We start from the raw sequence: 25253 nt of genomic DNA, 5'->3' as shown, positions 1-25253 counted from the left end.
CGGCGCAGCGGGCGCGAGGTCAATCCGCGTGCGTCTGGCCGCCCATGCGGCCGCGCCGCCAGTCAAGAAACTCGTCGAGGATGACAAGTCCCGCACCGACCGTGATGAACACATCGGCCAGATTGAAGATCGCAAACGACCAGACCGGCGTGTGGAAATAGATGTAGTCGGTGACGAAACCGTTGGTGAGCCGGTCGATGAGATTGCCGAATGCCCCACCCAGAATGAGCGCGAAGCCGAACCGCGCCCATTTTTGCGCGGCCCCCGTGCGCAGTGCGAGATACCCGATGAACAGGATCACACCTGCCATCACAAGGCTGAGCGCAAGATCGCTCATCCCGGAAAACATGGAGAAGGCTATGCCGGTATTGCGTGAATGCAGAAGTGAGAGGAACGGCAGAAGCCCGATCCGCTCATGCAGCGGCATCATGGTCTCGACCAGCTCTTTCACCACCTGATCTGCCACCGTGAGGAGCACGATTAGCACAGCGTAAAACCCGATGGCGCGCGCGCTCATGCGTCGGCCCTTTCTTCAAGCGGCAGCGCCTCGCGCCGGATTTCATAGAGCATCACGCCCGTTGCTACGGCGAGATTGAGCGAATCCGCCCGCCCCGCCTGCGGGATGCGCACGAGCGTGTCGCAGCTTTCGGCAAGCCGGTCCGGCAGGCCCTGCTGCTCATTGCCCATCAGGAGCAGGACCGGCCCCTTCTTGTAATCGACGGTGCGAAAATCGACCGAGCCTTTCAGATGCGTGCCCACAACCCGGCCGGAAAACCCCTTCCGCCAGGCGAGAAACGCCTCTTCGCTCGAGCGCACGATGGGCACGGCGAATATGGAGCCCATCGTGGCCCGCACCGTCTCGAAGGAAAACGGGTCGGTGCAGTCGCCCACGAGGATGACACCCTTTGCGCCCACGGCGTCCACGGTGCGCAGAACCGTGCCGAGATTGCCGGGATCGCGCACCCGGTCGAGCGCCACCCAGACGTCGCCATCGGCGGGCTTTACGGTTTCAAGCTTAACCGTCTTCTGCTCGAAGACGCCGACAACCATCTGCGGATTGTCGCGCTTGGTGATGGTCGAGAGCACCTTTTCGCTGACGATGAGAACAAGACCGCCGGATGCCACGGTGCGCGCGGCCAGCCGCTCCACCGCCTCATTGCCGCGCCCCGCTTTGGCATAGAGCAGCGTGCGGATCGTCCAGCCGGCATCGAAAGCGTCGATCACCAGCTTCTGTCCCTCGGCGATGAAGGCGTGCTCCCGGTCGCGATATTTCTTTTGCGCAAGCGCGCGTATATCCTTGATGATCGGATTGGTCAGGCTGGTGACTTCCTTCACCTGACCCGGCCTGCGCCGCTCATTGTCATGTCCGCTCATGATGCTACCCAGCGCGAAAACAGCGAGGTGGACAGGGCGCGGCCTGCCGATTTCTCGCGAATGATCAGTTCACCCGATTCCACTCGACCACCATCGCCGGCAAATGTGTCGCGCATCAGGGCATGTATGGCGAAGAAGGAGGCGCGGATCGAGTAGGCCGTCAGCACCACCGCCAGCGGCCTGGGTGTCAGAATCGAGCGGCAGAGATCGGCCAGATAGGGCAGATCCTCGAACAGCTGCCACACCTCGCCCTTGGGCCCGCGCCCATAAGCGGGCGGGTCGAACAGAACGATGTCATAGGCATTGCCGCGCCGCGCCTCGCGCTCGGCAAATTTTACCGCATCTTCGCAGATCCAGCGGATCGGCTTGTCGCCGAGGCCGGCCATTTCCTGGTTCTCGCGCGCCCAGCCGATCGCCTTCTTGGACGCATCCACATGCGTCACTTCAGCCCCCGCCCGGGCCGCAACCAGCGAGGCAAGCCCCGTATAGCCGAAAAGGTTCAGCACCTTCACCGGGCGGCGCGCCTCGCGCACCAGCGTTTCCATGTGCGACCAGTGTGTCGCCTGCTCGGGAAAGACGCCCACATGACGAAACGAGGTGAAACGTCCGAGATAGTCGATCCCGTCATGGCGCATTGGCCATGTCTCGCCGAGTGGCTCCCTGGGAAAACGCCAGCGACCCATGCCTTCTTCGTCGGTATCGCCGGTAAAGATGGCATCCGCCCTGTTCCATTCCGCCGGGCCAAGCGCAGGTCGCCAGATCGCCTGCCCCTCCGGCCGCACGATGCGATAGGGGCCGTATTGCTCAAGCTTCTGCCCACCGCCGGAATCGAGCAGCGCATAATCATCATTCGGCAACACTTCGAGAATGACGGGCAGCCGCTCATCCGGCAGGGCACCGCTGCGCCGCGGGGGCGCCGGACGAGCGCTTGTCGCCGGTTGCCGCTGCGGCTTCTCGCCCGGCGCTGAGTGCTTCCTGGGGCTGCGCCGGTCTTCGTTCCGGCGTTTGGGGCGCGCTGGCTTCAATCGGGTCTCCGACACTGGGCAATCATGCCCGCGCTTCTGCCATAGCAGCGCAGGACAGGCAACAAAGCCTCCGCCGGGTTCATCTCAATTAAACTGGGTTCACGAAGCGGAGTGTTTGATCTGCGGCGCATTACGCGCGACTGCAGGCGGCGCCTTGCGCAGCTTGTCGACCTCTTTCCTGCGCTCACGCGCGTCGCGGCGATAGCGCCCCTGACGGAACCAGGTGGCAAGGCTGCCAATCACCATGCCCAGCACCGCTGAGGCAAAGAGGTAGGTAAAAAGCGGCCAGTGAACAGTGAGAGCAGGATTGCCGGGATTGAACGGGTCGATGGTGAAAGGCACCAGCGCGCGGTTGGCAACCGCCAGCGCAATGATGATTACCGCCAACGGCACGAGAACGAGTACGAGAATGATGCGGTTGGCCATTTCAACCCACTGTTACATTGTAGACGCTTCGGGGTAGACGCTTCGGGTAGACGTTTCAGGAAAGACCTAACGGTCTTTCTCCGCGTTCAGTCGCTCGCGCAGTTCCTTCCCGGTTTTGAAGAATGGAACCCACTTTTCCTCGACTTCGACGGATTCGCCAGTGCGAGGATTGCGACCGGTACGAGCCGGTCGGTTCTTCACGGAAAATGCGCCGAAACCTCGCAACTCCACGCGGTTTCCTTCCGCGAGCGCATCGGAGATCTCCTCGAAGATCGCGTTGACGATGTTTTCCACGTCACGCAGATAGAGATGCGGGTTGCGATTGGCAATCGTCTGCACGAGCTCTGATTTGATCATGGATTCTTTTCCGCCGCTGAGTTGCCCTGTTTATCGCCCTGTGTCTGTGACACAAAGATGATTTTGTTTGCTTTTTTAGTCAGTCAACCTTTTCATTTCAGGTTGCCAGACCGACAGGAGACCGTCAAGGAAGATGCGGTCGGCACCAAGCTCACGCAGGATGTCGGCACCGCCTTCGGGCACTCCGAGAAAGCGGGAAGCGATCTGGGGCAGCAGGAGACTGCCAGCCGTTTCGCGCTTCTTCCATTCGACAACGTCGAGATCGTCGCTGAGCCCCTTTGAAACCAGCCACTCTTTTGCTTCACGTTCGCCGCCAAGCCCATCGACCAGTTTATTCTCAAGCGCCTGACGCCCGGTGAATACCGAACCGTCGGCAAGTTTCAAGACTTCGTCCCGCGACAGGGGTCGGCGCTCTGTGACCAGGTCCACGAACCAGTCGTAACTGTCGAGAATCATCGCGCGGATCATGGCGCGCGCCTCGTCGCTTGTCGGTTTGAAAGGTGATGGCTCTGCCTTCAGAGGCGATGACTTGATCTCTTCCAGCTTTACACCCAGCTTGTCCATCAGACCGCTCACATCCGGGTATTGGAAGAGGACGCCGATGGAACCCACGATGGAGGATTGCCGCGCGACGATATGATCGGTGGCGCTGGCGATCATATAACCGGCTGAAGCTGCCAGCGTACCCACCTGCGCCGCCACGGGCTTCTCGCTGGCCAGCCGCCGAACCTCCTCGTAGATCGCCTCGCCCCCGGCCGTGGTGCCGCCAGGTGAGTCGATAGTCAGGATTACGCCTTTCACTGATGGGGCTTCGCGGATGCGCTGGAGCCTCTCCAGCAGTTCGTCATCTTCGAAGATCGTTCCGGAAATCTTGACCTGCGCGATATGGTTCGCAGAAACATCCACCGCGCTTCCCATGATCTGACGCGTTGCGAACGCGATCGCCAGCACGATGACGGCAAAGGCCACAACCCGCCAGAATGTAAGCTTGCGCCGCAGTCGCCGCCGGTCGATCAGTTCATCCGCTCGAGTGGACATGACATCCTCGCTTTCACCCGGTTTCGGTCCAAACCAAGCGCCTTTTAGTGCAAAGGCCAATCTGGAGCCACCGCCTTTGTACAAGATTTTGCGTCGAGTACACGTCATGGGCGAGAAAGGCGCAAAAATTGCGCCTAAATCATTGTCGTTAATCCAAAAATAGCCATATTGGGATTGAATGGAGTATGAAGGGGCGAGTTTGGAACTCGGGGTTTTGTGGCTGCGCTGTTTCGGTCGGAAGCCGGGTTGGGTTGTATCGCCTCATGGATCGTGCGTTCCTCATCGGATCGTCATCGGTAGTATCCGGGAGGGCTCAGACCTAATCGGCTGATTGGTCTGCTGTAGCGCACACGGAAAAATAGAATGAGTGAATCAGTCAACAGCAGCGCCAAAGCGGCGAAGAGCGGGCGCGGGCAGGCAATCCGTAGCAGCGAGCGCGGTGCGGAAGCCTTCGAGCAGGCATCACGGCATTCGCAGCGTGTGCGACTTCTCAAACGCGTTCTTCCGGCAGCGGCTCTTGTGATCACCGTTGTGTTCGTCGGATATTCCTACGTCTTTTCCGGGACGCGCGGTGCGATAGATCTGGCAAGCGCATCGATCGAGGGCGGATCACTGGTCATGTCCAGCCCCGAATTGAACGGCTTCACCAATGACGACCGCCCCTACAAGATGACAGCCGAGCGCGCACGCCAGAAGCTGGGCGGTGAGGATGTCATCGAGCTGGAGGGCATTCGCGCCCATGTGCCGGTTGATGCCGACAATTTCGCCACCATCCAGGCGAGTGACGGCATCTATGATCGGAGCAATAATCGTCTGGACATCACCAGCAAGATTTCGCTACGCACCACTTCAGGTATTGTTGCCACGCTGGACTCTGCGGAAATCGATATCGAAAACAGCAGCCTCGCCTCTTCGAAGCCGGTGGAAATCGAGCTTGAAGGAACGAAGATTGCAGCCGATTCCTTCGCAGCGGAAGACGGTGGCAAAGTGTTTGTATTCGATAAACGCGTTCGCGTTACAATCGACCCGTCGCGGCTTCGCGAAACAGCGGCAGCAGCGGGAAATTGAACCACGGTCACCGGCGCGATGACCAGGCAATGGAGAGGAACACAATGCGCATCGGAAGCTTTTCCAGGCTCGCCTCTGGCGTGCTTCTTCTTCTGGCGGGAGTGTCCTCTGCCGCTCTTGCGCAGGATTCCCAGAGTCGCCTGACCGGCCTCCAGCTTTCCGGTGACAAACCCATTCAGATCGAGAGTGAGCGCCTTGAAGTGCGCGAGAGCGAGAATGTTGCGGTGTTCTCCGGAAACGTGTCCGTCGTGCAGGGGCCGACCCTGCTCAAGGCGGGGCGCATGAAGGTGTATTACCTGAAAGATGGCGGCTCTGCTGCAACCGGAAGCGCGAATATCGACCGACTTGAGGTGGACGGCAATGTCTACGTGAAGTCGGAGAAGCAGGTCGCCACCGGCGACAGCGCCACTTTCGACATGGCGACCGAGGTGCTCGTGCTCTCGGGCAAGGAGGTTGTGCTTTCGGAGGGCGAGAACGTCATCGTCGGTTGCCGCCTCACAGTGCAGATGAAGAGCGGTCAGGCAAAGCTTGATGGCTGCAAGGGCGGTGGTTCTGGCGGCCGTGTGAAAATGCTGCTCACCCCTGGCTCCCAGAACAGGCAGTAACCCACATTGATTTCCAAGTTGCGTAAGAAGCGGCCGGCAAAAGAGCCCGCGGCGGAGAATCCGGCCAGGGGCAAGCTGCCCAACTACAAGGGCACGCTCATCGCTCGTGGCCTGACCAAGGCGTACAAGGGCCGCCAGGTCGTCAGCGGAGTTTCCATCGGCGTGCGCGCCGGCGAGGCCGTAGGCCTGCTCGGCCCCAATGGCGCAGGCAAGACCACGTGCTTCTATATGGTTACGGGCCTTGTTCCAGTGGACCAGGGCACAATCCATATCGACGGGCACGACGTTACGGGAATGCCCATGTATCGCCGCGCGCGGCTGGGCATCGGCTACCTGCCTCAGGAAGCCTCGATCTTTCGCGGCCTGACGGTGGAACAGAATATCCGCGCGATCCTGGAAGTTGTCGAACCCAGCCGCAAGGAACGCGACAAGAACCTCGACGCGCTGCTTGATGAGTTCAACATCAGCCATCTTCGCAAGTCGCCATCGGTCGCGCTTTCCGGCGGCGAGCGGCGGAGGCTGGAAATCGCCCGCGCGCTCGCGAGCCGTCCCAACTTCATGCTGCTCGACGAGCCGTTCGCCGGCATCGACCCCATCGCCGTGACCGACATCCAACAGCTCGTGCGCCATCTTACCGCGCGCGGCATCGGCGTCCTGATCACCGACCACAACGTGCGCGAGACGCTCGGACTGATCGACCGGGCCTATATTATTCATGCCGGCCAGGTGCTTACCCACGGACGTCCCAACGACATTGTCGGCAATGCCGATGTACGCCGTCTTTACCTCGGCGAAGGCTTCACCCTTTAACCATTCCCCTCTTTCAACTTGACAAGCAAAAGTCGGGCCAATTGAATCCGGCTTTCTCCCGGCTCTCCCAGCCGGGCTCAATCGGGGCTGGTTTTTATGGTGCTTGCGCCAAAACTCCATCTGCGTCAGACGCAATCGCTCGTCATGACGCCGCAACTGCTGCAGTCGATCAAGCTGCTGCAGATGACACATCTGGAGCTTGAACGCTTCCTCGATTCCGAGATCGAGCGCAATCCGTTGCTGGAGCGCGGCGAAGCCAATTCGGAAGAACGCACCGAAACCTGGCAGAACGAGCCGGAACTGCGCGAAAACACAGCCGAATCCATTTCGGACAAGCTGGACTCCTCACTGGAAAACCTGTTTCCGGATGATCCAGGTACAAAGGAGCGCATCGGCTCCGATCTCTCAGCGCAATGGAAATCGGCGAGTGGCAACGGGCTCCAAAGCAGCAGCGGCACCGCTTTCGACCTGGAGAGCACAACAGCCGCCGCCCCAACCCTGCGCGACCACGTAAATGGCCAGATCGCGCTGGCCTTCACTGACCCCGCGCAATTGCTCATCGCCCATGAACTCGCCGATGGCCTGGATGAGGCAGGCTATCTCGCCCTTGACATCGAAGAACTCACCCAGCGTATCGGCGCCGCAGCTGAAACCGTCCAGGCAACGCTTTCTACCTGCCAGACATTCGACCCGCCGGGCCTCTTCGCGCGTGATCTGGCGGAGTGTCTCGCACTGCAATTGATCGCTCAGGATCGATACGATCCCGCCATGAAGGCGATGGTGGACAATCTCGAGCTTCTGGCAAAGCGCGATTTCCGTACACTCGGGCGCCTGTGCGGGGTCGATACGGAAGATCTGGCCGACATGCTGTCGGAAATCCGGGCGCTCGACCCCAAACCGGGCATGGCATTCTCAGGCGGCACTGCTGATCCGGTTGTCCCCGACATTATCGTAAGAGCGGCGAATGATGGAAGCTGGACGGTGGAACTCAATCCCGAAACCCTGCCCCGTGTTCTCGTCAACGAACCGTACTACGCGGAGGTTTCCAGCCAGGCTCGCGAGGGCGAAGGCCAGTTTCTCAACGAATGCCTGCAGAGCGCCAACTGGCTCGCCCGCAGCCTCGACCAGCGGGCAAAGACCATCATGAAAGTCGCCTCCGAGATTGTACGCCAACAGGATGCCTTTCTGATCCACGGTGTCAGCCATCTGCGCCCACTCAACCTGCGCACCGTCGCGGAAGCGATCGGGATGCATGAATCGACCGTAAGCCGCGTGACCGTAAACAAGTACATGATGACCCCCCGCGGCACATTCGAGTTGAGATATTTCTTCACATCGGCACTCGGCTCCGCATCCGGCGGTGACGCGCACTCGTCGGAATCGGTCCGCGATCGCATTCGCTCGCTTATTGATGCCGAGGCGCCCTCCGCAGTGCTTTCTGACGACGCCCTTGTGGATATGCTGCGCGAAGAAGGCATCGACATTGCCCGCCGTACCGTTGCCAAGTACCGGGAAGCGCTCAATATTCCGTCGTCGGTGCAGCGCCGCCGCGAGAAGAAGATGCTGGCGGCTGCAGGCACGCGCGCCTGATTGCGCCTGCGGTTGAATTGACAAGGGCGACGGAAGCCACTAGAAGCCCGCCCGCATGGACTACCAGGCCTTGAGAGCCTTCGACTTTTGTCCGCAGTGCCAGCAACCGAAGAAGGGATACGCGGCCGACTTACATCACAATCCGCCGCGGCACCTTGTACATGCAAGCCACACGTATAAACTCGATTCGTTCGGTGTCTGATCAGGAAAGGTCTGTTTTCAGATGAGCTTACGTATTTCCGGAAAGCATATGGACATCGGCGAGGCGTTTCGCTCGCGTATCGAGGAGCGGATCGGCGAAGCCGTCGACAAGTATTTCGATGGTGGGTTTGCCGGTCGCGTAACGGTTGAAAAGTCGGGTTCTCGTTTTGCCGCCGATTGTATGATCCATCTCGACACAGGCATGGTGTTGCAGGGCACTGGCCAAGCGCAGGAGCCGCAATCCGCTTTCGATGCTGCCGCCGAGCGTATCGAAAAGCGTTTGCGCCGCTACAAGCGCCGGCTGAAGTCCCACAACAACGGCCAGACTGTCGATCCGATGGACATTGCGTATCGCGTCATGGCGCCGGTGGCCGAAGATGAAGAAGAGGTCCCGGAAGATTACGCGCCCACCGTGGTCGCCGAATCGAAGATGGCTCTGCAGACCATGTCTGTCGCCTCCGCCGTCATCGAGCTCGACACCAAGGACAATCCTGTCTTCGTGTTCCGCAATGCCGGAAACAACGAAGTGAACATTGTCTACCGCCGCGCCGATGGAAACATCGGCTGGATCGACCCATCGGCAGTGGCAAGCGCATAGGTTCCGTGCCAGCCTCAGCGCCGGTCATGCAGCATGACCGGCGAACAGACAAAGCAGAGGATGCATAGACATGGATCTGAGCGATCTGATCGACCAGAAGGCCGTGATCCCCGCCCTGAAGGCCAATTCGAAGAAGCAGCTCCTGCAGCTTCTGGCCGAAAAGGCCGCCGCAGTGACCGGCCTGCCGGAACGCGAAGTTTTCGATACCATTTTGCAAAGAGAGCGCCTGGGTTCCACCGGCGTTGGCAATGGCGTCGCCATTCCGCACGGCAAACTGCCCGGCATCGACCGCATCACCGGCGTGTTCGCGCGCCTGGAAACCCCTGTCGACTTCGAGGCCATCGACGACCAGCCCGTCGACCTCGTTTTCCTTCTTCTTGCGCCCGAAGGAGCCGGAGCCGATCATCTCAAGGCACTGTCGCGTATCGCGCGCGTTCTGCGCGATACCGACAATACGGCCAAGATACGCGGCACCAAGGACGCGGCTGCCATTCACAGCTTCCTGTCGCAGACGCCCGCCTCCAACGCCGCCTGAACACTCAGCGCTTGCGGCGGCGGGACCATTGGTTCTCCTCGTAGACGGCTTTCTCACATGGAGAGGGCCGTTTCCTTTTCGACGACCGGAAGCTGGTGAAACGGATTGGCCGGATCGTTGCCGCGGCGGATGTGCATGCGCCGTTCGGCCAGATCCATCGCGATCGTGCAGACCGTGCCCTTGCGGCCAAGGAACCCTTCGCTGTCCCTGTAGGGTGCAAGGATGGCGTGCTCGGGGTGCTCCTGATCGGAAAGAACCGATTTGAGCCGGGCAAGGTCCGTCGGCGAACCTGGAGCCGTCAGGGTGCGGATGCGGTCGAGGCGTGCCGTCGAGTTTTCCAGCAACTCGGCATCCACAGGCGCGTCACAGGTCAGGTAGTGGTTGGTGTGGGTCGTGGCGGCGCCACCCACCTCCATGCGCCGCGCGGCATCGCCCTCATATTCAATGTTGATACCGTGTCCATCTGCACCTGCGATCAGCAGGTTCAGCGAACGGCCGGTGCCGGCACGCTCAAGCGTTTCTTCCACCTCTGCCCAGGATCCCGCGTCCAGGAGAGCGCGTAAGAGCACGTGCGAGGGTAGCCCGTTCGTTGGTTTGAGCGTGGGAAGGAAATTCAGACACACGCAAAAGCCCGCGTCATTCAAACCCACCTTTGCCAGAATGCCCGGCTCGGTCATGGTCAAAAAGCGCCGACCCCGCTCGTCTTCTGAGCGGATCAAAACGACCAGATCCTCGAGCTTTTCCGACCAGTCCCAGTTTTGCCCGGCAAAGGGTGTGCCGGTGTAGTGCACCACCGTGCATTCTGAGGCTGAAAGTGCAGCAAGAAGCTCGCTGCGTGCATTGAGGGCATAAATCCACAAAGGATCGACCTCCGCGCCCTCGGCGATACCGTCTATTTCGGCCGTGTACTGAGGGTCGAACCTTTCGACAACACTGCGAAAATGGGCCGCCACCGGCAGGAGTTCATCGTCGGGCCGCGCGAAATACGCCTTGTAGAGGGAAAGCGTCTGGTCGATACGCTCGCCGAAGGCGGCGCCTATCTGACGGCCGCGTTCCTCCGGCCTGCCCCAAACATCGATAAGCGGAAATCCGGTCTTGCTAGCCCGCATGGCCTCTCCTCCATTTCTGGTGCGCGAAAGGCGCGACACCATTGCCTGGAAGATTGGCTCTGCTGTCAAGACCCGGAAGCGATCGGGACAGACAAGCGTCAGGGCGCGTGGTCTCCAACGCGCCCTGCTTCGTCCTCAATGTCCGGCCCAGGAGCGGTTCACCGTTTCACGGAAAGGCTGCTCCGCTTTATCCATCAGATTTTCCGCATTTGTGCGGACGCCAGGTGTTTCCACCTGACTGCAAAATGTTCTAGTGGAGGCTGACAGTCTCCAAATCGTTCTGCATCGCGCCTGCGAGCGCCGCATCGCGTGCATCCGCCAGCAGGATCGGCTGGCCATCGGCACCGAAAAGCGCCCATAACCGTGTGCCCGGCTTCAAATCAGGCATCCCGGGGAACTTGCCCTGCAAATCCTCGGCCTTCATCTCGCGCATGTAAGCCACCGCGCCTTCGCCGATGTGTGCAAGCTGCTGCTGAGTAATCGCCAATTTATGCTCATGTTCGGTCATGCAAGCCTCCTTAGCGCAGGCGTTTCCCTGAGAAACCAACCCGCTGAAGAGCCCAAGGTTCCGGAACGGGTCAGCCCGCCCGGGTTCCTCCCGAATAAGACCAGTATGTCAGTCTTTCACGGAAATGTTTATTTTTTGTACAAGCCGCTCGGGTTCGGGGCGGTCGAGATCGATGGACAGGAGGCCGTTTTTCAGTTCGGCACTCAGAACACGCATCCCTTCGGCAAGCACAAACATGCGCTGGAACTGGCGTGCCGCAATACCACGGTGAAGATATTCGCGTTCGCCTTCGTCCGCCTGCCGGCCGCGAATTATGAGCTGGTTTTCTTCCGTCGTAACATCCAGATCGTCTGAGCTGAAGCCTGCGACGGCCAGCGTTATACGCAGCTTAACGCCCTGCTCGCTTTCCGAGCGAATGCGCTCGATATTGTAAGGCGGATAGCCATCGCCCGATTTCGCAATGCGCTCGAGCGTTTTTTCCATACTGTCGAACCCAAGCAGAAGCGGGTTCGAAAAAGGAGTCATACGCGTCATTTCAAACAGTCCTCAAAGAGCGACGTGGATAGAGAAAAACCCGGTTGGCATTTTTCTCTTCCCAACTGATATGGTCGCTCAAAACACGCGTTTCAAGCATTTTGGAGCTTCTGTATGACGTCAGCGCGAAAGATCATTATCGACACGGATCCGGGCCAGGACGACGCGCTGGCCATATTGCTGGCACTGGGCAGTCCGGAACTGGATGTGCTTGGCATCACCGCCGTCGCCGGCAACGTTCCGCTGGCCCTGACGGAGAAGAATGCACGCAAAATTTGCGAACTCGCTGGCAAACCCGAGACAGGAGTTTTCGCCGGGGCGATCCGCCCGCTGGTTCGCGATCTCGTAACAGCAGAACATGTTCACGGCCGGACCGGGCTCGATGGGCCTGAACTGCCCGAGCCGCAGATACCGCTCCAGGAAAAACATGCAGTGGATTTCATCATTGAGGCCCTGATGGCTCACGACGAGGGCGAAATCACCCTGTGCCCTCTCGGGCCCCTCACCAATATCGCGCTGGCGCTCAACCGCGAGCCACGCATCGCCTCCCGCATCCGCGAAATTGTCCTGATGGGTGGCGGTTTCTTCGAGGGTGGCAATGTCACGCCTACGGCCGAATTCAACATCTATGTCGACCCTCATGCGGCCGATGTGGTGCTGCGCTCCGGCGTCCCCATTGTCATGATGCCGCTGGATGTCACCCACAAGGCACTCACCACACGCGCGCGCATCGCAGCCATTCGCGGCCTCGGCACCAGGGTCGGCAAAGCCTGTGCCGAATTGCTGGAGTTCTTCGAACGCTTCGACGAAGAGAAATACGGCACAGATGGCGGGCCTTTGCATGACCCCTGCGTCATTGCCTACCTTCTCAAGCCTGAGCTCTTCCAGGGACGCAGTTGCAACGTGACCGTGGAGACTGGCTCCGAACTCACCATGGGCATGACGGTGATCGACTGGTGGCAGGTGACCGACCGGCCGAAGAACGCCCTTGTGATGCGCGACATCGACGCTGACGGCTTCTTCACGCTTCTGACAGAACGCCTCGCGCGTTTATAAACCGCGCCGCCGATGGAAAAAGCACTCACGCGAGTGCCGCGTCGACATCCTTGCGTAGCGGGATGGCCGGCTGCGCGCCCGGCTTCAGGCAGGCCAGCGCTCCGGCCACCGTTGCGCGCCGCAGCGCTGCCTCGAGGTCAAGTCCCTCGGAAAGTCCCGCCGCCAGATAGCCGCAAAACGTATCGCCGGCACCGACCGTATCAACGGGCGTGATTTTCATTGAAGGGCAGGTCACGAAACTGTCAGGCGTGGCAGCCCACGCTCCTTCACCGCCCAGCGTAACAATGACGGTGCGTCCGGTCTTCGCCGCGAATGCTTCCATACGCGCGCGGCGCCCTTCGCCGCCCAGGTCGAGTGCATCGGCATAAAGATCGAACTCGGTCTCATTTGCTACAACGTAATCGGCCGCTGTGAGAAGACCCGCTGCCTCAGGTCGATAGGGCGCCGTGTTGAGAATGGAAATCGCTTCCGCCTTCCGCGCAGCCTCCATTGAGGCGGCCACGGTTTCGATGGGAACCTCCAACTGCAGGAGCACGTGGTTTCCGGCTGCGAGCGCTGCCTGCGCCACATGCCCCGGCAGAACGTCGGCATTGGCGCCCGGCACCACGGCAATGGTGTTTTCACCTTCCCGATCAACGAGGATGTGAGCCGTGCCCGTGGCGCTTTCGGCCTGATGTACGGCGGAAAGATCGACGCCCGCCGCTTTCAGAAGCTCCAGCGCCTCACCGGCAAACGGATCGTTGCCCACAGCCCCAACGATGCGGGTGCGCGCGCCGGCGCGCCTTGCGGCAAGTGCCTGGTTTGCCCCCTTGCCACCCGGTGCGGTGACGAACGTGTCGCCAGGCACCGTCTCCCCCGGCTTCGGGAGGCGATGAACGGTTGCGATCAGATCGAGATTGATGGAACCGATGACGATGATCAAGGCACACTCCCACGCAGATTCGCGGCGAACCTAGACCATTTTTCAGCACGGTGGAATCCATTCGAACCCCAACATCCAAGGCTCGATCAATCGGCCTGGCAAAGCTGTCCCGCTTCCCAGCCAAGGATCGCGCGTTTGCGGGTCAGACCCCAGTGATAGCCCGTCAGCGCGCCGGATTTGCCGACCGCGCGATGGCATGGCACCACGAAGGAAACCGGGTTCGCTCCGACCGCCGCACCAACGGCGCGTGAGGCGCTGGGTTTGCCGATCCGCTCGGCGATATCGGAATAGGCGCAGGCCCGGCCCATCGGAATTTTTAAAAGCGCATCCCACACCCGCACCTGGAAGTCTGTCCCGATCAATACCACGCGCAGCGGCTCTTCGGCGCGCCAGCGCGAGGGATCGAACACCCGTGCCGCATAGGGCGCGGTGGCGGCCATGTCTTCCTCGTAATCGGCGTTCGGCCAGCGTGACGCCATATCCTCGAATGCCGCGCGCTCATCGCCCGGATCGCAGAAGGCGAGCCCGGCAAGACCGCGCTCCGTGACCATGACAAGTGCCTGACCGAAGGGCGAGAGATGAAAACCGTAGCGCATGGTCAGCCCCGCGCCCCGCGCCTTGTATTCACCGGGCGAAATCGCCTCATGCGTTACAAACAGGTCATGCAGACGCCCCGGTCCTGACATGCCGAGCTCCAGTGCCGCGTCGAGCAGCGGCATGCCCGAATCGAGCAGCCGGCGCGCATGATCCAGTGTAACTGCCTGCAAGAACGCCTTGGGCGTCAGCCCCGCCCAGCGGGTGAACAGTTTCTGCAGTCCGTTCGGCGTATCGCCCACCTCCCGGGCAATTTCCTCCAGCGAGGGCTGATCCCGATAGTCGAGACTGATCTTCTCAATCACCCGGCGCACGACCTCGTAGTCGCTGCCTTCCGGGGTCACATCGCGCTGCAACAGGGCTGTCTGCACGTTCATGGTGTTAACTCCCGGCACCCGCCTTTGCGCTGGTGCCACATGACATTTTTCCTGAGCATGACCATGCCGCGTTTCGGGCCAGTCAACCACCCGTTTCCTGCCGAGTTCACCGGCCCCTGGCGGTGGCGAGCGCCTCTCCGAAAGCGGCGGCGAAACTCTCCCGGTCATCCGGATTCAGGAAACTGCCGAGCCCCACCCGCTTGCCACGCATCTCGACCGTCATGTCGATGATGCCGATCTCGTCGTGCCGTTCTATGCGAAACCGCGTCCAGAACGGGTTGAAATGGTGCTCCTCGGCCTTGCCGGAGGGCAGTACCTTGCGGATATCGAGACTGGTGCGCGACAGCCGCACCTCCTCGCGGACACGGGCAGCACGGTAGTTCAGCCGGAAGGCCACATAGATGGCCAGTACATCGAGCCCGAAAAACCCGACCACCGGCCAGGCGCCGAGCTTCAGGAACACCGCACCGATGGTCAGCCAGACGAGCAGCAGAACGGCCATGAGAATCGTGAAGCCGCGCGTACCCAGAGAGCGATAAGGCGTCAGCAACGCCTGAAAGACGGGAGCGTCTGCACTGTTTGTTTCGGCCATGATCCCGATTATAGAAGCACCATGGAAAAGCCCAAGAAGAAAATTGCCGCGGCCCGAAAACCCGCTCGCTCCCGCAAACGCAGAACCGCCTATTCACCCGGGGAGGTCCACGAGATCTTCCGTCGCTTCTCGGTCCAGCGCCCGGAGCCGAAGGGCGAGCTTGAGCATGTGAATGCCTTCACGCTGCTCGTGGCCGTCGTGCTCTCGGCGCAGGCCACCGATGCAGGTGTCAACAGGGCGACGCGCGATCTCTTCAAGGTCGCCGACACGCCGGAGAAAATGCTGGCTCTCGGCGAGGAAAAGGTGGGGCAGTACATCCGCACCATCGGGCTATGGCGCAACAAGGCGAAGAACGTCATCGCCCTCAGCGAAGCACTGATCCGCGATCACGGATCGCAGGTGCCCGACAGCCGCGAGGCGCTCGTCACCCTGCCGGGCGTGGGCCGCAAGACGGCCAATGTGGTGCTGAATATGTCATTCGGCCAGCCGACCATGGCTGTCGACACTCATATTCTGCGTATCGGCAATCGTATCGGGCTTGCTCCCGGCAAGACCCCGGAACAGGTGGAGGATACCCTGGTGAACATCATCCCGGACGAGTTCATGCGTCACGCTCACCACTGGTTGATCCTGCACGGGCGCTATGTCTGCAAGGCGCGCAAACCCGATTGCACGGCCTGTGTGATCGCGGACATTTGCAAATCGGAGGAGAAGGTGACCGACATACCGGCGCCGCTGGTCGAATTGGCGCCGCAGGCCTGAGGCGCATCGGTCCAGACTATCCGCGCTGCTCTACACCCTGCGCAGCGCGCGCTGCGTCTTCCATTGAAATCATCTTGTGCAGATGAACCATCATGGCGGCTGCGAAAAGCGGCGTTAGCAGATTGAGAATCGGCACTGCCAGAAAACCCGCGATCACCAGACCGGCCAAAAAGATCGTGCCTGCATGGCGCCGGCGCAGCGCCTTCGCCTCAGGTTCGCTACGGAACCGCATGGCAGCGAACTCAAAGAACTCCCGACCGAGCAGATAACCGTTAACGAGGAAGAAGGCGAGGATGTTGATGCCCGGCACTAGCAGCAGGAACAGCGCGACGATGTTTCCGAGAATCACAATACCGAAAAACTTGATCGATGTGGCGATCGCAGCGCCCAGCGGCAGCGCCTTGCCCGGCGGATCCTGCGGATAATCTTCCTTTTCGACAACTTCAGCCACATCGTCGAGAAATAGACCCGCGATCACAGCGGTCACGGGCCCGATCAGAAGCGCCAGACCGGCGGCCAGCCCCAGACCGGCAGCGATCAGCGCGACGAAACTCATCCAACCGAGCCAGGAAGGAAGATCAGGAAAGAAAGCATCAAGCCATGGCAGCGCGATATATTCGAAGAGTTCCTTGGCTCCCAGCCACAAGCCCACAAGGACCAGCAACGTCAGACCCAGTGTCTTGATAAAAACGCTGCGGAATTCACTGGAAAACAGACGGCTGATTGCGGCGCGTGCCGCGTCGAAGATCATTGAAGGTCAGGGCCTTTCGAGTTTTGATTTCCCATTCGAGATAGGAACCCTTTCGGGTCGACGCAAGCAAAACCCTTCACACCAATGGCTTGCAAATCGTGCTCAAACCGGTAAACCGCCCGAAGCCTAAAGCCAACAACGCTTCCCTTGCATATCTGGAGATCTGAACTTGAGCGAATATGACGTGCTGTGCATCGGCAACGCCATTGTCGACATCATCGCCCGCTGCGACGAAGCGTTTCTGGAGGAAAACAATATCATCCGTGGTGCGATGAACCTGATCGATGTCGATCGCGCCACCCTGCTCTACGAGCGTATGGGGCAGGCCATCGAGGCGTCCGGCGGCAGCGCAGGCAACACGGCAGCCGGCATCGCCAGCCTCGGCGGAAAAGCCGCGTTCTTCGGCAAGGTTTCAAACGACACCCTTGGCGAGATTTACGCCCACGACATCCGCGCTCAGGGTGTCGCCTTCGATACCAGACCGCTTGAAGGTCATCCGCCAACTGCGCGGTCCATGATCTTCGTCACGCCCGACGGTGAGCGCTCCATGAACACCTATCTCGGCGCATGCGTGGAGCTTGGCCCGGAAGACGTGGAGGAAGACAAGGCGAAGGGCTCCAGGGTCACGTATTTCGAAGGCTATCTTTGGGATCCGCCGCGGGCCAAGGAAGCGATTCGGATGACCGCCGATGCGGCGCATGCAGCGGGCCGCGAAGTGGCGATGTCTTTGTCCGACCCATTCTGCGTCGATCGCTACCGCGACGAGTTCCTGGAGCTGATGCGTTCGGGCAGGGTCAACATCGTATTCGCCAATGAACACGAGTTGCTGTCTCTTTATCAGACCTCGTCATTTGACAGTGCGGTGGAGGCCATCCGCAAGGATACCCGCCTTGCAATCGTCACCCGCTCCGAGAAGGGCTCGGTTGTCGTAACGGATAACGAGACCATCCCTGTCGAAGCGACGAAGATCGATGAGTTGGTGGACACCACAGGTGCAGGTGATCTCTACGCAGCAGGCTTCCTCTACGGATACACCAACGGCCACAGCCTCGCCGATTGCGGCCGTCTCGGCTCTTTCGCAGCCGGCCTCGTCATCCAGCAGATCGGCCCGCGCCCGCAGAAGGATCTGCGCTACGAAGCGCAGCAGGCCGGTCTACTCTAGCTCTTCTGGCGGTCGGCCGGGACGGGATCGGTAGCGCGGAATGGTCCATCCGAAGCGGAGGGCCCCGCCGCGCACCAGAAATGCGGCAGTGACGGCGATCAGCGCTGCCATTGCACCCTCAATTCCGGCAAAGTCGGCCACGGTAAATACGCCTGCGCCGACGAGTGCCGCGGTCACATAAACCTCGGGCCTGAGCAGCACCGAGGGCTCCCCAGCCAGCACGTCGCGCAGAACACCGCCAAAAGTCGCGGTCAGAACGCCTGTAACCAACGCGACAATGGCCGATCCGGATGCCTCCAGCCCCTTGGCAGCGCCCAACACCGAATATGCCGCAAGTCCCGCCGCATCCAGCCACAGAAGCAGCCTGTAGCGATACTCCACCAGCGGCGCGGCAAAGAAAACGAGGACCGCAACCACGGCGCAGACGATGATGTATGTGTGATTTTCCACCCAGAAGACAGGTACATCAAGCACCAGATCGCGCAGCGTGCCGCCGCCGGTGCCTGTCACGCCGGCAAGGAAAATGAAGCCAATAAGGTCGAGTTCCTTGCGCGAGGCCGCAAGCGCCCCGGTGGCCGCGAACACGGCCACACCGGCATAATCGAGAAGCTGAATCAGGTCCATGGGGCCCTCCACGTTCTGGATAGCCGAAGGCCCCCTGAATAGGAAGTGAGCCGTTGCCTCACTGCCGCTTGCCGCACATCGGATGCAGCGGAACGGAGATCAGGCGTCGCGCTCGGCCTGCGGATTGGGCGGACCGGGTTCGGCGCTGGCATTTTCGCCGTTTTGGACCGCACCGGCCTTGGGACCGCCTTTGGCAACACCAACCATCGCCGGACGCAGAACGCGCTCACCGATCACATAGCCCTGCTGCACCACCTGAACGACAGTGTTCTCCGGGGTTTCGGGATCCGGCACCTCGAACATTGCCTGATGGAAATGCGGATCGAAGCGCTCGCCCTTAGGGTCGATCTGCTTAACGCCATGACGCTCGAGCGTGGACAGCATGGCGCGTTCTGTCATTTCGACACCCTCCATGAGGGACGCAAGCCCGCTATCTCCAGCAGCGCGGGCTTCCGCGGGAACTGCCTCGAGCGCGCGGCGCAGGTTGTCCGAAACCGTAAGCATGTCCCGTGCAAAGCCGGCGATGGAATAGCTGCGCGCCTCGGCGACATCGCGCGCCGTGCGCTTGCGCAGGTTCTCCATTTCCGCCGCGAGGCGAAGGGCGCGCTCCTTCAGCTCTTCATTCTCCTTGGCCAGTCGTACAAGGACGTCTTCTTCCGAGATCGGCTCTTCGCCGGCATTTTCTTCAAACGCCTTCACGTTCGGGTCCTCTGCCGCTTCGGTTCTGGCCTGTTCGTTGTCCTTAGCCTGATTGGTCATGTCAGTCCGTCTATGGTTTTAGAATTCTTCGGATGTTGCGCCCGATATCGAGGTTCGCGACGGCAAAATCAAGGGGAGACGGTTTCAGTTTCCGATCCCATACACCGGCTCGGTTCGCACGCTGCTGTCGAAACCGGCGATAAGGGGCCGGGCTTCAGCGATCGCCGCCTGAACCGATGGCAGGGTGAGAGACCTCTTATGGCTTTCCTCACTGTCCCAGACTTCTGTGATCCAGATCGCCTCCGCATCCTCCGGATCGAGAGCAATCACATAGCTCAGGCAACCCGGCATGGACCTGGTGCCTTTCGAGAGTATGTTGAGCAGCGCGTCGCGTTTGCCCGGATGCGCTCGCATCTTGCCGATAAGGCCAAACATTGATCCCCCCATTGAAAAATTATCGAAGCAAACGCCCGACAATCTGCGCAGTATAATCCACCATTGGCACGATGCGCGCATAGTTCAGCCGCGTCGGACCGATTACGCCCAGCGCGCCGATCACGCGCGATTCCTGGTCGCGATAGGGGGCCACGACCAATGAAGAACCGGACAAGGAGAAAAGCCTGTTCTCCGAACCGATGAAGATACGCACCCCAGAGCCTTCTTCTGCCATGTCGAGAAGCTGAATCAGACCTTCCTTGGTCTCCAGATCTTCAAACAGGCGCCGCAGGAGCTCCAGATCAGCCTCCGCCGTGAGGTTCTCAAGCAGATTGGCCCGCCCCCGTACGATCAACCGTGCCGGCTGGCCGCTTTCTGCACCCGCCCAGACGGCGAGCCCCTGCTCCACGAGTTCCTGCGATAGCGTGTCGAGCGCGGCACGCGTTTGCTCCTGCAAACGCGAAAGCTCGGCACGCGTTTCGGCCAGTGTGCGCCCACGGATATGCGCATTCAGGAAATTCGAGGCTTCATGCAGTTGCGATATGGTGACGCCTTCGGGCAGGTCGATCACGCGGTTTTCCACGTCACCGTTCTGCGAAACAAGAATAGCCAGCCCCTTGCGCGGTTCCAGTTGGACGAATTCGATGTGCTTGAGCGCTGCCTCGGACTTGGTTGCAAGGACCACGCCGGCACCCCTTGAAAGGCCTGAGAGAAGCTGGCTTGCCTCTGTCAGCATATGGTCCAGCGAATGGCCACTGCTCGACGCCTTCACCTGGGTTTCGATGATCCGGCGTTCATTGTCGGAAAGATCACCGATTTCCATGAATGCATCGACGAAAAACCGCAGCCCCTGTTGAGTGGGCATGCGGCCGGCAGAAACATGCGGCGCATAGATGAGCCCCAGATGCTCCAGGTCGCTCATCACATTTCGGATTGTGGCCGGGGAAAGCTGTGTCGACAGAATACGCGAAAGATTGCGCGAGCCGAGTGGCTCACCATCTCTCAGATAGGTTTCGACGATGACCCGAAAAATCTCGCGGGAACGACTATCCAGCGATTGCAGCGCGTGTTCCTGAAATTCTCTGTCCAAGACCGGTTTCGTCATTCGCGACCTCTGATCACCTGAATATAAGCGCCGCCGGCGGGAAAACAACAGTGTTGTTGGTGGCCATATGTGCGGTTTCCCCTCGTTTTCCGGAATTCCTTTGCGTTCATGAATGCGGAAAGCTACAAGCCGGCAAGACTGGCCGGAAACATTGAATGACACTGGAGAAATTGCTCATGCGCCCTTCCAAACGCGAACCCGATGAAATGCGCGCTGTCAGTTTCGAGCGCGGCTTTTCAAAGCATGCGGAGGGGTCGTGTCTGGTGCGCTTCGGCGATACCCACGTGCTTTGCACCGCAAGCCTTGAGGAGCGTGTGCCGCCATGGCTGCGCAATTCCGGCCAGGGCTGGGTGACGGCGGAATACGGTATGCTGCCGCGCTCCACCGGCGACCGCATGCGCCGTGAAGCCTCCTCCGGAAAGCAGGGCGGCCGTACACTGGAAATCCAGCGCCTGATCGGCCGCTCGCTGCGCTCGGTAGTCGACCTGCAGGCCCTGGGCGAAAAGCAGATCACCATCGACTGTGATGTTATCCAGGCCGATGGCGGGACACGCACGGCAGCCATCACGGGTGGTTTCATCGCTCTTTCGGACTGCCTTTCATGGATGGAAGCGCGCCAGATGGTGAGCCGCGACAAGGTTCTGAAAGATCACGTCGCCGCCATTTCCTGTGGCATCTACCAGGGGACCCCGGTCCTCGATCTCGACTATGCCGAGGACTCGGCCGCAGAGACCGATGCCAATTTCGTGTTGACCGGCAAGGGCGGCATTGTCGAAATTCAGGGCACTGCGGAAGGCGAACCTTTCTCCGAGGAAGAGTTCGCGGCCTTGATGGGGCTTGCCCGCAAGGGTATCACCAAGCTCATAGACATGCAGAAGATGGCCATCTCCTGAACCGACGCAAAGCGGACCATGCGACCCTCGGCAATTCTCGAAGCCGCGCTCTATGTGAGCGATCTTGACCAAGCCGAGCGCTTCTACGGCGAGACGCTCGGGCTTGAGAGGATCGCGAAAATCGAGGGTCGGCATGTGTTCTTCCGCTGCGGGCAGGCAGTGCTTTTGCTGTTTGATCCCGCAGCAACGGCCGAGCCGCCCCCTCCCGACGCACGGCTTCCCGTTCCGCCGCACGGAGCGAAGGGGCCGGGGCATCTCTGTTTTGCTGCAACCGCCCAAGAGATCGGTCGCTGGAAGGCACATCTCGACGCGGCTGGTATTGCCATCGAAGCGGATTTTGAATGGCCGAACGGCGGCCGCTCCATCTATTTTCGCGACCCTTTCGGTAATTCGCTCGAATTCGCCGAGCCACGTATCTGGGGATTGACTTGAGACCGATCGAAAACAAGACCTTTGTGCTCGCCAGCCACAACAAGGGCAAGCTGCGGGAGTTCTCAGACCTCCTGGCTCCATTCGGCTATACGGTGCGTTCCGCTGCTGAACTCGGCTTGCCTGAGCCGGAAGAAACCGGCACGACATTTGAACAGAACGCCCGCATCAAGGCGCTGGCTGCCGCCCAGGCAACGGGCCTGCCGGCGCTTTCCGACGATTCCGGCCTGTGCGTCGATGCGCTGGATGGCGCGCCCGGCGTCTACACCGCCGACTGGGCCACGAAGGACGACGGCAGCCGCGACTTCATGATGGCGATGGAGAAGACCGAGAAGCTGCTTTCGGAGAACGGGGCCAACACACCGGAGAAACGCACCGGCCGCTTTGTCGCGACGCTTTGCCTTTGCTTCCCTGACGGGGAGACCGAGTATTATCGCGGTGAAGCAGAAGGCCATCTGGTCTGGCCGCCTCGCGGCGCGGATGGTTTCGGCTATGACCCCGTATTTCAACCGCTCGGCTATGACATCACTTTTGGCGAGATGACGGCTGAGCAAAAGCATGGCTGGAAGCCGGGCGAAGACCATGCCCTCTCTCATCGCGCCCGCGCTTTCCAGAAATTCGCCCGCGCCAGACTGGGCGCTGCGTGATTTCCGCGCCTGACAACATTCCGGGGTTCGGCGTCTATCTGCACTGGCCGTTCTGTGCAGCCAAGTGCCCATATTGTGACTTCAACAGCCATGTACGCCACCAGCCGGTGGACCAGGAGCGCTTTGCCGCCGCCTTTCGGCGCGAACTGGCAACCATGCGCGCCCGCACCGGCCCGCGTACGGTCACCAGTATTTTTCTGGGTGGTGGAACCCCCTCTTTGATGGAGCCCGAAACAGTCGGAGCGCTGCTCGATGCCGTTGCGGTCAACTGGAGCGTTGCGGACGGGATCGAAGTGACGCTGGAGGCCAATCCGAGTTCGGTGGAAGCAGACCGCTTCCGCGGCTATCGCGCGGCCGGCGTCAACCGTGTATCGCTCGGCGTTCAGGCGCTCAACGACCCGGATCTAAGATTTCTCGGTCGTCTGCACAATGTTGACGAAGCGCTGAAGGCGATCGGACTTGCCCGAGAAATCTTCCCGCGTCTCTCTTTCGACCTGATCTATGCCCGTCCGCACCAGAGCGAGGAAGCCTGGGCCAGCGAGCTTGAACAGGCCATCGGGCATGCAGCAGATCATCTCTCGCTCTACCAGCTCACCATCGAGGAAGGCACACGTTTCCAGCTTCTCCATGAGGCCGGCAAGCTCGCCATGCCGGATGGAGATCATGCCGCGCGTCTCTACGAAATCACGCAGGAGGTGACGACGGCGCACGGTCTCCCCGCCTACGAGATCTCCAATCACGCCCGACCGGGTGCGGAGAGCCGGCATAATCTCGTCTATTGGCGTTATGGCGAATATGTCGGCGCCGGCCCCGGAGCCCATGGGCGGTTCATCGAGGATGGCCGTCGCCATGTGACGTTCACCGAGAAGATGCCTGAGACATGGCTCGAACGCGTCGAGACGCAGAACCATGGCGTGATCGGCGGTGAGGTTCTGACCCGCGACGAGGAAGCCGATGAGTTCCTTTTGATGGGGCTTCGGCTCGTCGAAGGCATCGACCTGCCGCGCTATGAAGCGCTTTCAGGCAAGGCCCTTTCCAACGCCCGCATTGCGGTCCTGCAGGAAGAAGGCCTTGTCGAGCCCGTTGGCAACACCCGGCTGCGCGCGACGCCGAAAGGCATGATCGTGCTGGATGCCGTGGTCGCCGATCTGGCTCGGTAGGACCTAACTGCCTCCACCAAATCGTGACGGGGCTGCGTCAATGATTTCGGCCTTGCCGCCACGCACTTCATAGATCGCGTATCCGCGCTCGGTCGTGCCGTCGGCCAGAAAGCGGAACAGGCCCGTATAGCCATTGAACCCGACTGGCGTTTCCAAGGCATGTCGCGGGATTCCGCCGCCGCCCCTGGCGATGTTGGCGACGAGCACAACCGAGTCATAAGCAAGCGCTGAAGTCAGGGACGGCTCGGCGCCGAACCGTGCCTGATAGCGCTGCTTGTAAGTGCTGACGCGACCCTGGTCCGTGTCGGCGAACCACGCGCCCTGAAGCGCAGGATCTGCCAGATTGGCGCTCGCCCACTGCCCCGTTCCCAGCAGCTTCTTGCCGGAAATGTCGATGCCCGCTTCCGTCATCGTCGAGACGATGGTCGCCGGGCTCGTGCCGCCATCGGGGATGAACACCGCATCAGCCCCCCGCACTGCATCGGCGACGCGCTGCACGGCCTCAAAAACCGACATGTTGTCATAAGCGTAGCGGGCCACTGCAGTCACTTCGCCCCCCATGGAAAGCATGGTGCGACGCGCTTCGGCTTCGGCGATATCGCCGGCAGCCCCATCAGGCAGGATAGCAACCACGGTGCGCACCCCCTGCCGGGCGGCGTAGGAAAGCGTGCGCTGGACCACGCCCTGCGGCAGGAAGGAGTTGAGGTAGACGCCAGGCGACGCCGCCGCACGGTCGGAGGAAAACGCGATCATCGGTGTCTGCGACGTGCCCAGCGCCTGCGCAGCAGCGCGCACATTGGCCGAAAAGAGCGGGCCTAGCACTGCGGCAGCACCTTCGGCGGATGCCTGTCCTGCTGCGACTGCAGCGCCCTCCGTGGTTCCACCCGTGTCCTTGACGACCATTTCCAGCGCGTTCAAGCCAGCATCGTCCATGGCAAGCAGCGCGGCGTTCTTGAGCTCGGCCGCGATGCGGCTGGCATTGCCTTCGCCGGTCAGCGGCAGGAGCAGCGCCACACGCGTTTCACCTGTACCGATCACCTCACCTGTGGCCGCTACACGCGGCGCAGTTTCCGCAATGGGTCGTGTGGCGATGGACTGGTCGACGGGCTGCGGCATGCCATAGGGCACGTCAGCCCCCACGCAGCCACCGAGCGCCAGAAGGCCGGCCAGCGCCAGTGAGATGATCCCGGTTCTGCGACCGGGCGATGTCGATAATTTCATACGTCGCATCCGTCCCAAATTCAGCGCGCGACTTTGCAACCCACAT

The 25253-nt window shown here is 60.8% G+C and carries 31 protein-coding genes; 13 read left to right on the top strand and 18 right to left on the bottom strand.

What is annotated here, in order from left to right; genetic code table 11:
- Positions 1-19: 19 nt before the first annotated feature.
- The 6 genes from lspA to sppA all read right to left on the bottom strand — a co-directional run bounded on the left by lspA (position 20) and on the right by sppA (position 4220).
- The gene (lspA, locus tag HF949_RS05340; protein ID WP_292898785.1) at positions 20-517 is read right to left on the bottom strand and encodes a signal peptidase II; all 498 of its coding nucleotides are present in this window, start codon (positions 515-517) and stop codon (positions 20-22) included.
- On the bottom strand, positions 514-1374 hold the full coding sequence (locus HF949_RS05335; RefSeq protein ID WP_292898783.1) for a TrmH family RNA methyltransferase: 861 nt from the start codon (positions 1372-1374) through the stop codon (positions 514-516). Before HF949_RS05335 ends, lspA begins: the two co-directional genes overlap by 4 nt.
- A complete protein-coding gene (locus tag HF949_RS05330) occupies positions 1371-2399 on the bottom strand; it encodes a class I SAM-dependent rRNA methyltransferase (RefSeq protein WP_292898781.1) in 1029 nt (342 codons plus the stop codon). The genes HF949_RS05335 and HF949_RS05330 overlap by 4 nt, the downstream gene beginning before the upstream one ends.
- Positions 2400-2498: 99 nt before the next feature.
- A complete protein-coding gene (locus HF949_RS05325) occupies positions 2499-2825 on the bottom strand; it encodes a LapA family protein (protein WP_292898779.1) in 327 nt (108 codons plus the stop codon).
- Positions 2826-2891: 66 nt separating this feature from the next.
- Complete coding sequence (locus tag HF949_RS05320) at positions 2892-3182, bottom strand: integration host factor subunit beta (RefSeq protein WP_007008125.1); 291 nt, start codon at positions 3180-3182, stop codon at positions 2892-2894.
- Positions 3183-3257: 75 nt separating this feature from the next.
- Positions 3258-4220, bottom strand: coding sequence for a signal peptide peptidase SppA (gene sppA, locus HF949_RS05315; protein WP_292898776.1), 963 nt, complete (start codon positions 4218-4220; stop codon positions 3258-3260).
- A 363-nt stretch (positions 4221-4583) separates the two neighbouring features.
- Here sppA and lptC point away from each other — a divergent pair, with 363 nt between their 5' ends.
- The 6 genes from lptC to ptsN all read left to right on the top strand — a co-directional run bounded on the left by lptC (position 4584) and on the right by ptsN (position 9627).
- Positions 4584-5288: an LPS export ABC transporter periplasmic protein LptC gene (gene lptC / locus HF949_RS05310; protein ID WP_292898774.1), complete on the top strand. Its 705-nt coding sequence runs from the start codon at positions 4584-4586 to the stop codon at positions 5286-5288.
- A 44-nt stretch (positions 5289-5332) separates the two neighbouring features.
- Entirely contained in the window at positions 5333-5893 is a 561-nt protein-coding gene (locus tag HF949_RS05305; RefSeq protein ID WP_292898772.1) for an LptA/OstA family protein, read from the top strand.
- A gap of 75 nt (positions 5894-5968) precedes the next feature.
- Positions 5969-6703 (top strand): LPS export ABC transporter ATP-binding protein, encoded by a 735-nt coding sequence (gene lptB, locus HF949_RS05300; protein WP_292900002.1) that lies wholly within the window; start codon positions 5969-5971, stop codon positions 6701-6703.
- 96 nt (positions 6704-6799) lie between these two features.
- Positions 6800-8293: an RNA polymerase factor sigma-54 gene (gene rpoN / locus HF949_RS05295; protein ID WP_292898770.1), complete on the top strand. Its 1494-nt coding sequence runs from the start codon at positions 6800-6802 to the stop codon at positions 8291-8293.
- Positions 8294-8516: 223 nt separating this feature from the next.
- Positions 8517-9092: a ribosome hibernation-promoting factor, HPF/YfiA family gene (gene hpf / locus HF949_RS05290; RefSeq protein WP_292898768.1), complete on the top strand. Its 576-nt coding sequence runs from the start codon at positions 8517-8519 to the stop codon at positions 9090-9092.
- Between the two features lie 70 nt (positions 9093-9162).
- Positions 9163-9627, top strand: coding sequence for a PTS IIA-like nitrogen regulatory protein PtsN (gene ptsN / locus HF949_RS05285; RefSeq protein ID WP_292898766.1), 465 nt, complete (start codon positions 9163-9165; stop codon positions 9625-9627).
- Positions 9628-9680: 53 nt separating this feature from the next.
- Here the strand turns inward: ptsN and HF949_RS05280 are convergent, their stop codons facing one another.
- The 3 genes from HF949_RS05280 to HF949_RS05270 form a co-directional block, all read right to left on the bottom strand.
- Positions 9681-10736 carry a C45 family autoproteolytic acyltransferase/hydolase gene (locus HF949_RS05280; RefSeq protein ID WP_292898764.1) on the bottom strand — a complete coding sequence of 352 codons (1056 nt, stop codon included), beginning with the start codon at positions 10734-10736 and terminating at the stop codon, positions 9681-9683.
- 250 nt (positions 10737-10986) lie between these two features.
- Positions 10987-11244, bottom strand: a complete 258-nt coding sequence (locus HF949_RS05275; RefSeq protein ID WP_292898762.1) for a DUF1150 family protein — start codon at positions 11242-11244, stop codon at positions 10987-10989.
- 108 nt (positions 11245-11352) lie between these two features.
- Complete coding sequence (locus HF949_RS05270; RefSeq protein ID WP_292898760.1) at positions 11353-11778, bottom strand: Hsp20 family protein; 426 nt, start codon at positions 11776-11778, stop codon at positions 11353-11355.
- Between the two features lie 114 nt (positions 11779-11892).
- Between HF949_RS05270 and HF949_RS05265 the strand changes: the two genes are divergently transcribed.
- Positions 11893-12834 carry a nucleoside hydrolase gene (locus HF949_RS05265; RefSeq protein WP_292898759.1) on the top strand — a complete coding sequence of 314 codons (942 nt, stop codon included), beginning with the start codon at positions 11893-11895 and terminating at the stop codon, positions 12832-12834.
- 25 nt (positions 12835-12859) lie between these two features.
- Here the strand turns inward: HF949_RS05265 and HF949_RS05260 are convergent, their stop codons facing one another.
- The 3 genes from HF949_RS05260 to HF949_RS05250 form a co-directional block, all read right to left on the bottom strand.
- The gene (locus tag HF949_RS05260; protein ID WP_292898757.1) at positions 12860-13756 is read right to left on the bottom strand and encodes a ribokinase; all 897 of its coding nucleotides are present in this window, start codon (positions 13754-13756) and stop codon (positions 12860-12862) included.
- 86 nt (positions 13757-13842) lie between these two features.
- Positions 13843-14727 (bottom strand): bifunctional helix-turn-helix domain-containing protein/methylated-DNA--[protein]-cysteine S-methyltransferase, encoded by an 885-nt coding sequence (locus HF949_RS05255; RefSeq protein WP_292898755.1) that lies wholly within the window; start codon positions 14725-14727, stop codon positions 13843-13845.
- Between the two features lie 106 nt (positions 14728-14833).
- Positions 14834-15319 (bottom strand): DUF2244 domain-containing protein, encoded by a 486-nt coding sequence (locus HF949_RS05250; protein ID WP_292898753.1) that lies wholly within the window; start codon positions 15317-15319, stop codon positions 14834-14836.
- A 21-nt stretch (positions 15320-15340) separates the two neighbouring features.
- On the opposite strand from HF949_RS05250, the gene nth reads away from it, so the two are divergent.
- On the top strand, positions 15341-16081 hold the full coding sequence (nth, locus tag HF949_RS05245; protein WP_292898752.1) for an endonuclease III: 741 nt from the start codon (positions 15341-15343) through the stop codon (positions 16079-16081).
- A gap of 16 nt (positions 16082-16097) precedes the next feature.
- Here the strand turns inward: nth and HF949_RS05240 are convergent, their stop codons facing one another.
- Positions 16098-16832 (bottom strand): sulfate transporter family protein, encoded by a 735-nt coding sequence (locus tag HF949_RS05240; protein WP_292898751.1) that lies wholly within the window; start codon positions 16830-16832, stop codon positions 16098-16100.
- Between the two features lie 169 nt (positions 16833-17001).
- Between HF949_RS05240 and HF949_RS05235 the strand changes: the two genes are divergently transcribed.
- On the top strand, positions 17002-17994 hold the full coding sequence (locus HF949_RS05235; protein WP_292898750.1) for an adenosine kinase: 993 nt from the start codon (positions 17002-17004) through the stop codon (positions 17992-17994).
- Here the strand turns inward: HF949_RS05235 and HF949_RS05230 are convergent.
- The 4 genes from HF949_RS05230 to hrcA all read right to left on the bottom strand — a co-directional run bounded on the left by HF949_RS05230 (position 17986) and on the right by hrcA (position 20857).
- Positions 17986-18618 (bottom strand): trimeric intracellular cation channel family protein, encoded by a 633-nt coding sequence (locus tag HF949_RS05230; RefSeq protein ID WP_292898748.1) that lies wholly within the window; start codon positions 18616-18618, stop codon positions 17986-17988. The two genes, HF949_RS05235 and HF949_RS05230, sit on opposite strands and share 9 nt — an antisense overlap.
- 99 nt (positions 18619-18717) lie before the next feature.
- Entirely contained in the window at positions 18718-19377 is a 660-nt protein-coding gene (grpE, locus tag HF949_RS05225; RefSeq protein WP_292898746.1) for a nucleotide exchange factor GrpE, read from the bottom strand.
- Between the two features lie 84 nt (positions 19378-19461).
- The gene (locus tag HF949_RS05220; RefSeq protein ID WP_292898744.1) at positions 19462-19752 is read right to left on the bottom strand and encodes a putative quinol monooxygenase; all 291 of its coding nucleotides are present in this window, start codon (positions 19750-19752) and stop codon (positions 19462-19464) included.
- 19 nt (positions 19753-19771) lie between these two features.
- Positions 19772-20857 (bottom strand): heat-inducible transcriptional repressor HrcA, encoded by a 1086-nt coding sequence (gene hrcA, locus HF949_RS05215; RefSeq protein ID WP_292898742.1) that lies wholly within the window; start codon positions 20855-20857, stop codon positions 19772-19774.
- Positions 20858-21033: 176 nt separating this feature from the next.
- Here hrcA and rph point away from each other — a divergent pair, with 176 nt between their 5' ends.
- The 4 genes from rph to hemW are packed head-to-tail and all read left to right on the top strand — an operon-like array spanning position 21034 to position 23986.
- On the top strand, positions 21034-21750 hold the full coding sequence (gene rph / locus HF949_RS05210; RefSeq protein ID WP_292900000.1) for a ribonuclease PH: 717 nt from the start codon (positions 21034-21036) through the stop codon (positions 21748-21750).
- Positions 21751-21768: 18 nt separating this feature from the next.
- Entirely contained in the window at positions 21769-22182 is a 414-nt protein-coding gene (locus HF949_RS05205) for a VOC family protein (protein ID WP_292898740.1), read from the top strand.
- Positions 22179-22826 (top strand): RdgB/HAM1 family non-canonical purine NTP pyrophosphatase, encoded by a 648-nt coding sequence (rdgB, locus tag HF949_RS05200; protein WP_292898738.1) that lies wholly within the window; start codon positions 22179-22181, stop codon positions 22824-22826. Before HF949_RS05205 ends, rdgB begins: the two co-directional genes overlap by 4 nt.
- On the top strand, positions 22823-23986 hold the full coding sequence (hemW, locus tag HF949_RS05195; protein ID WP_292898736.1) for a radical SAM family heme chaperone HemW: 1164 nt from the start codon (positions 22823-22825) through the stop codon (positions 23984-23986). The genes rdgB and hemW overlap by 4 nt, the downstream gene beginning before the upstream one ends.
- Positions 23987-23989: 3 nt before the next feature.
- Here the strand turns inward: hemW and HF949_RS05190 are convergent, their stop codons facing one another.
- The gene (locus HF949_RS05190; protein ID WP_292898734.1) at positions 23990-25207 is read right to left on the bottom strand and encodes a penicillin-binding protein activator; all 1218 of its coding nucleotides are present in this window, start codon (positions 25205-25207) and stop codon (positions 23990-23992) included.
- Positions 25208-25253: the final 46 nt, after the last annotated feature.

Source organism: Nitratireductor sp., from assembly GCF_017794765.1.
Taxonomy (GTDB): domain Bacteria; phylum Pseudomonadota; class Alphaproteobacteria; order Rhizobiales; family Rhizobiaceae; genus Nitratireductor.
This window is presented reverse-complemented; position numbering and strand designations above follow the sequence as displayed.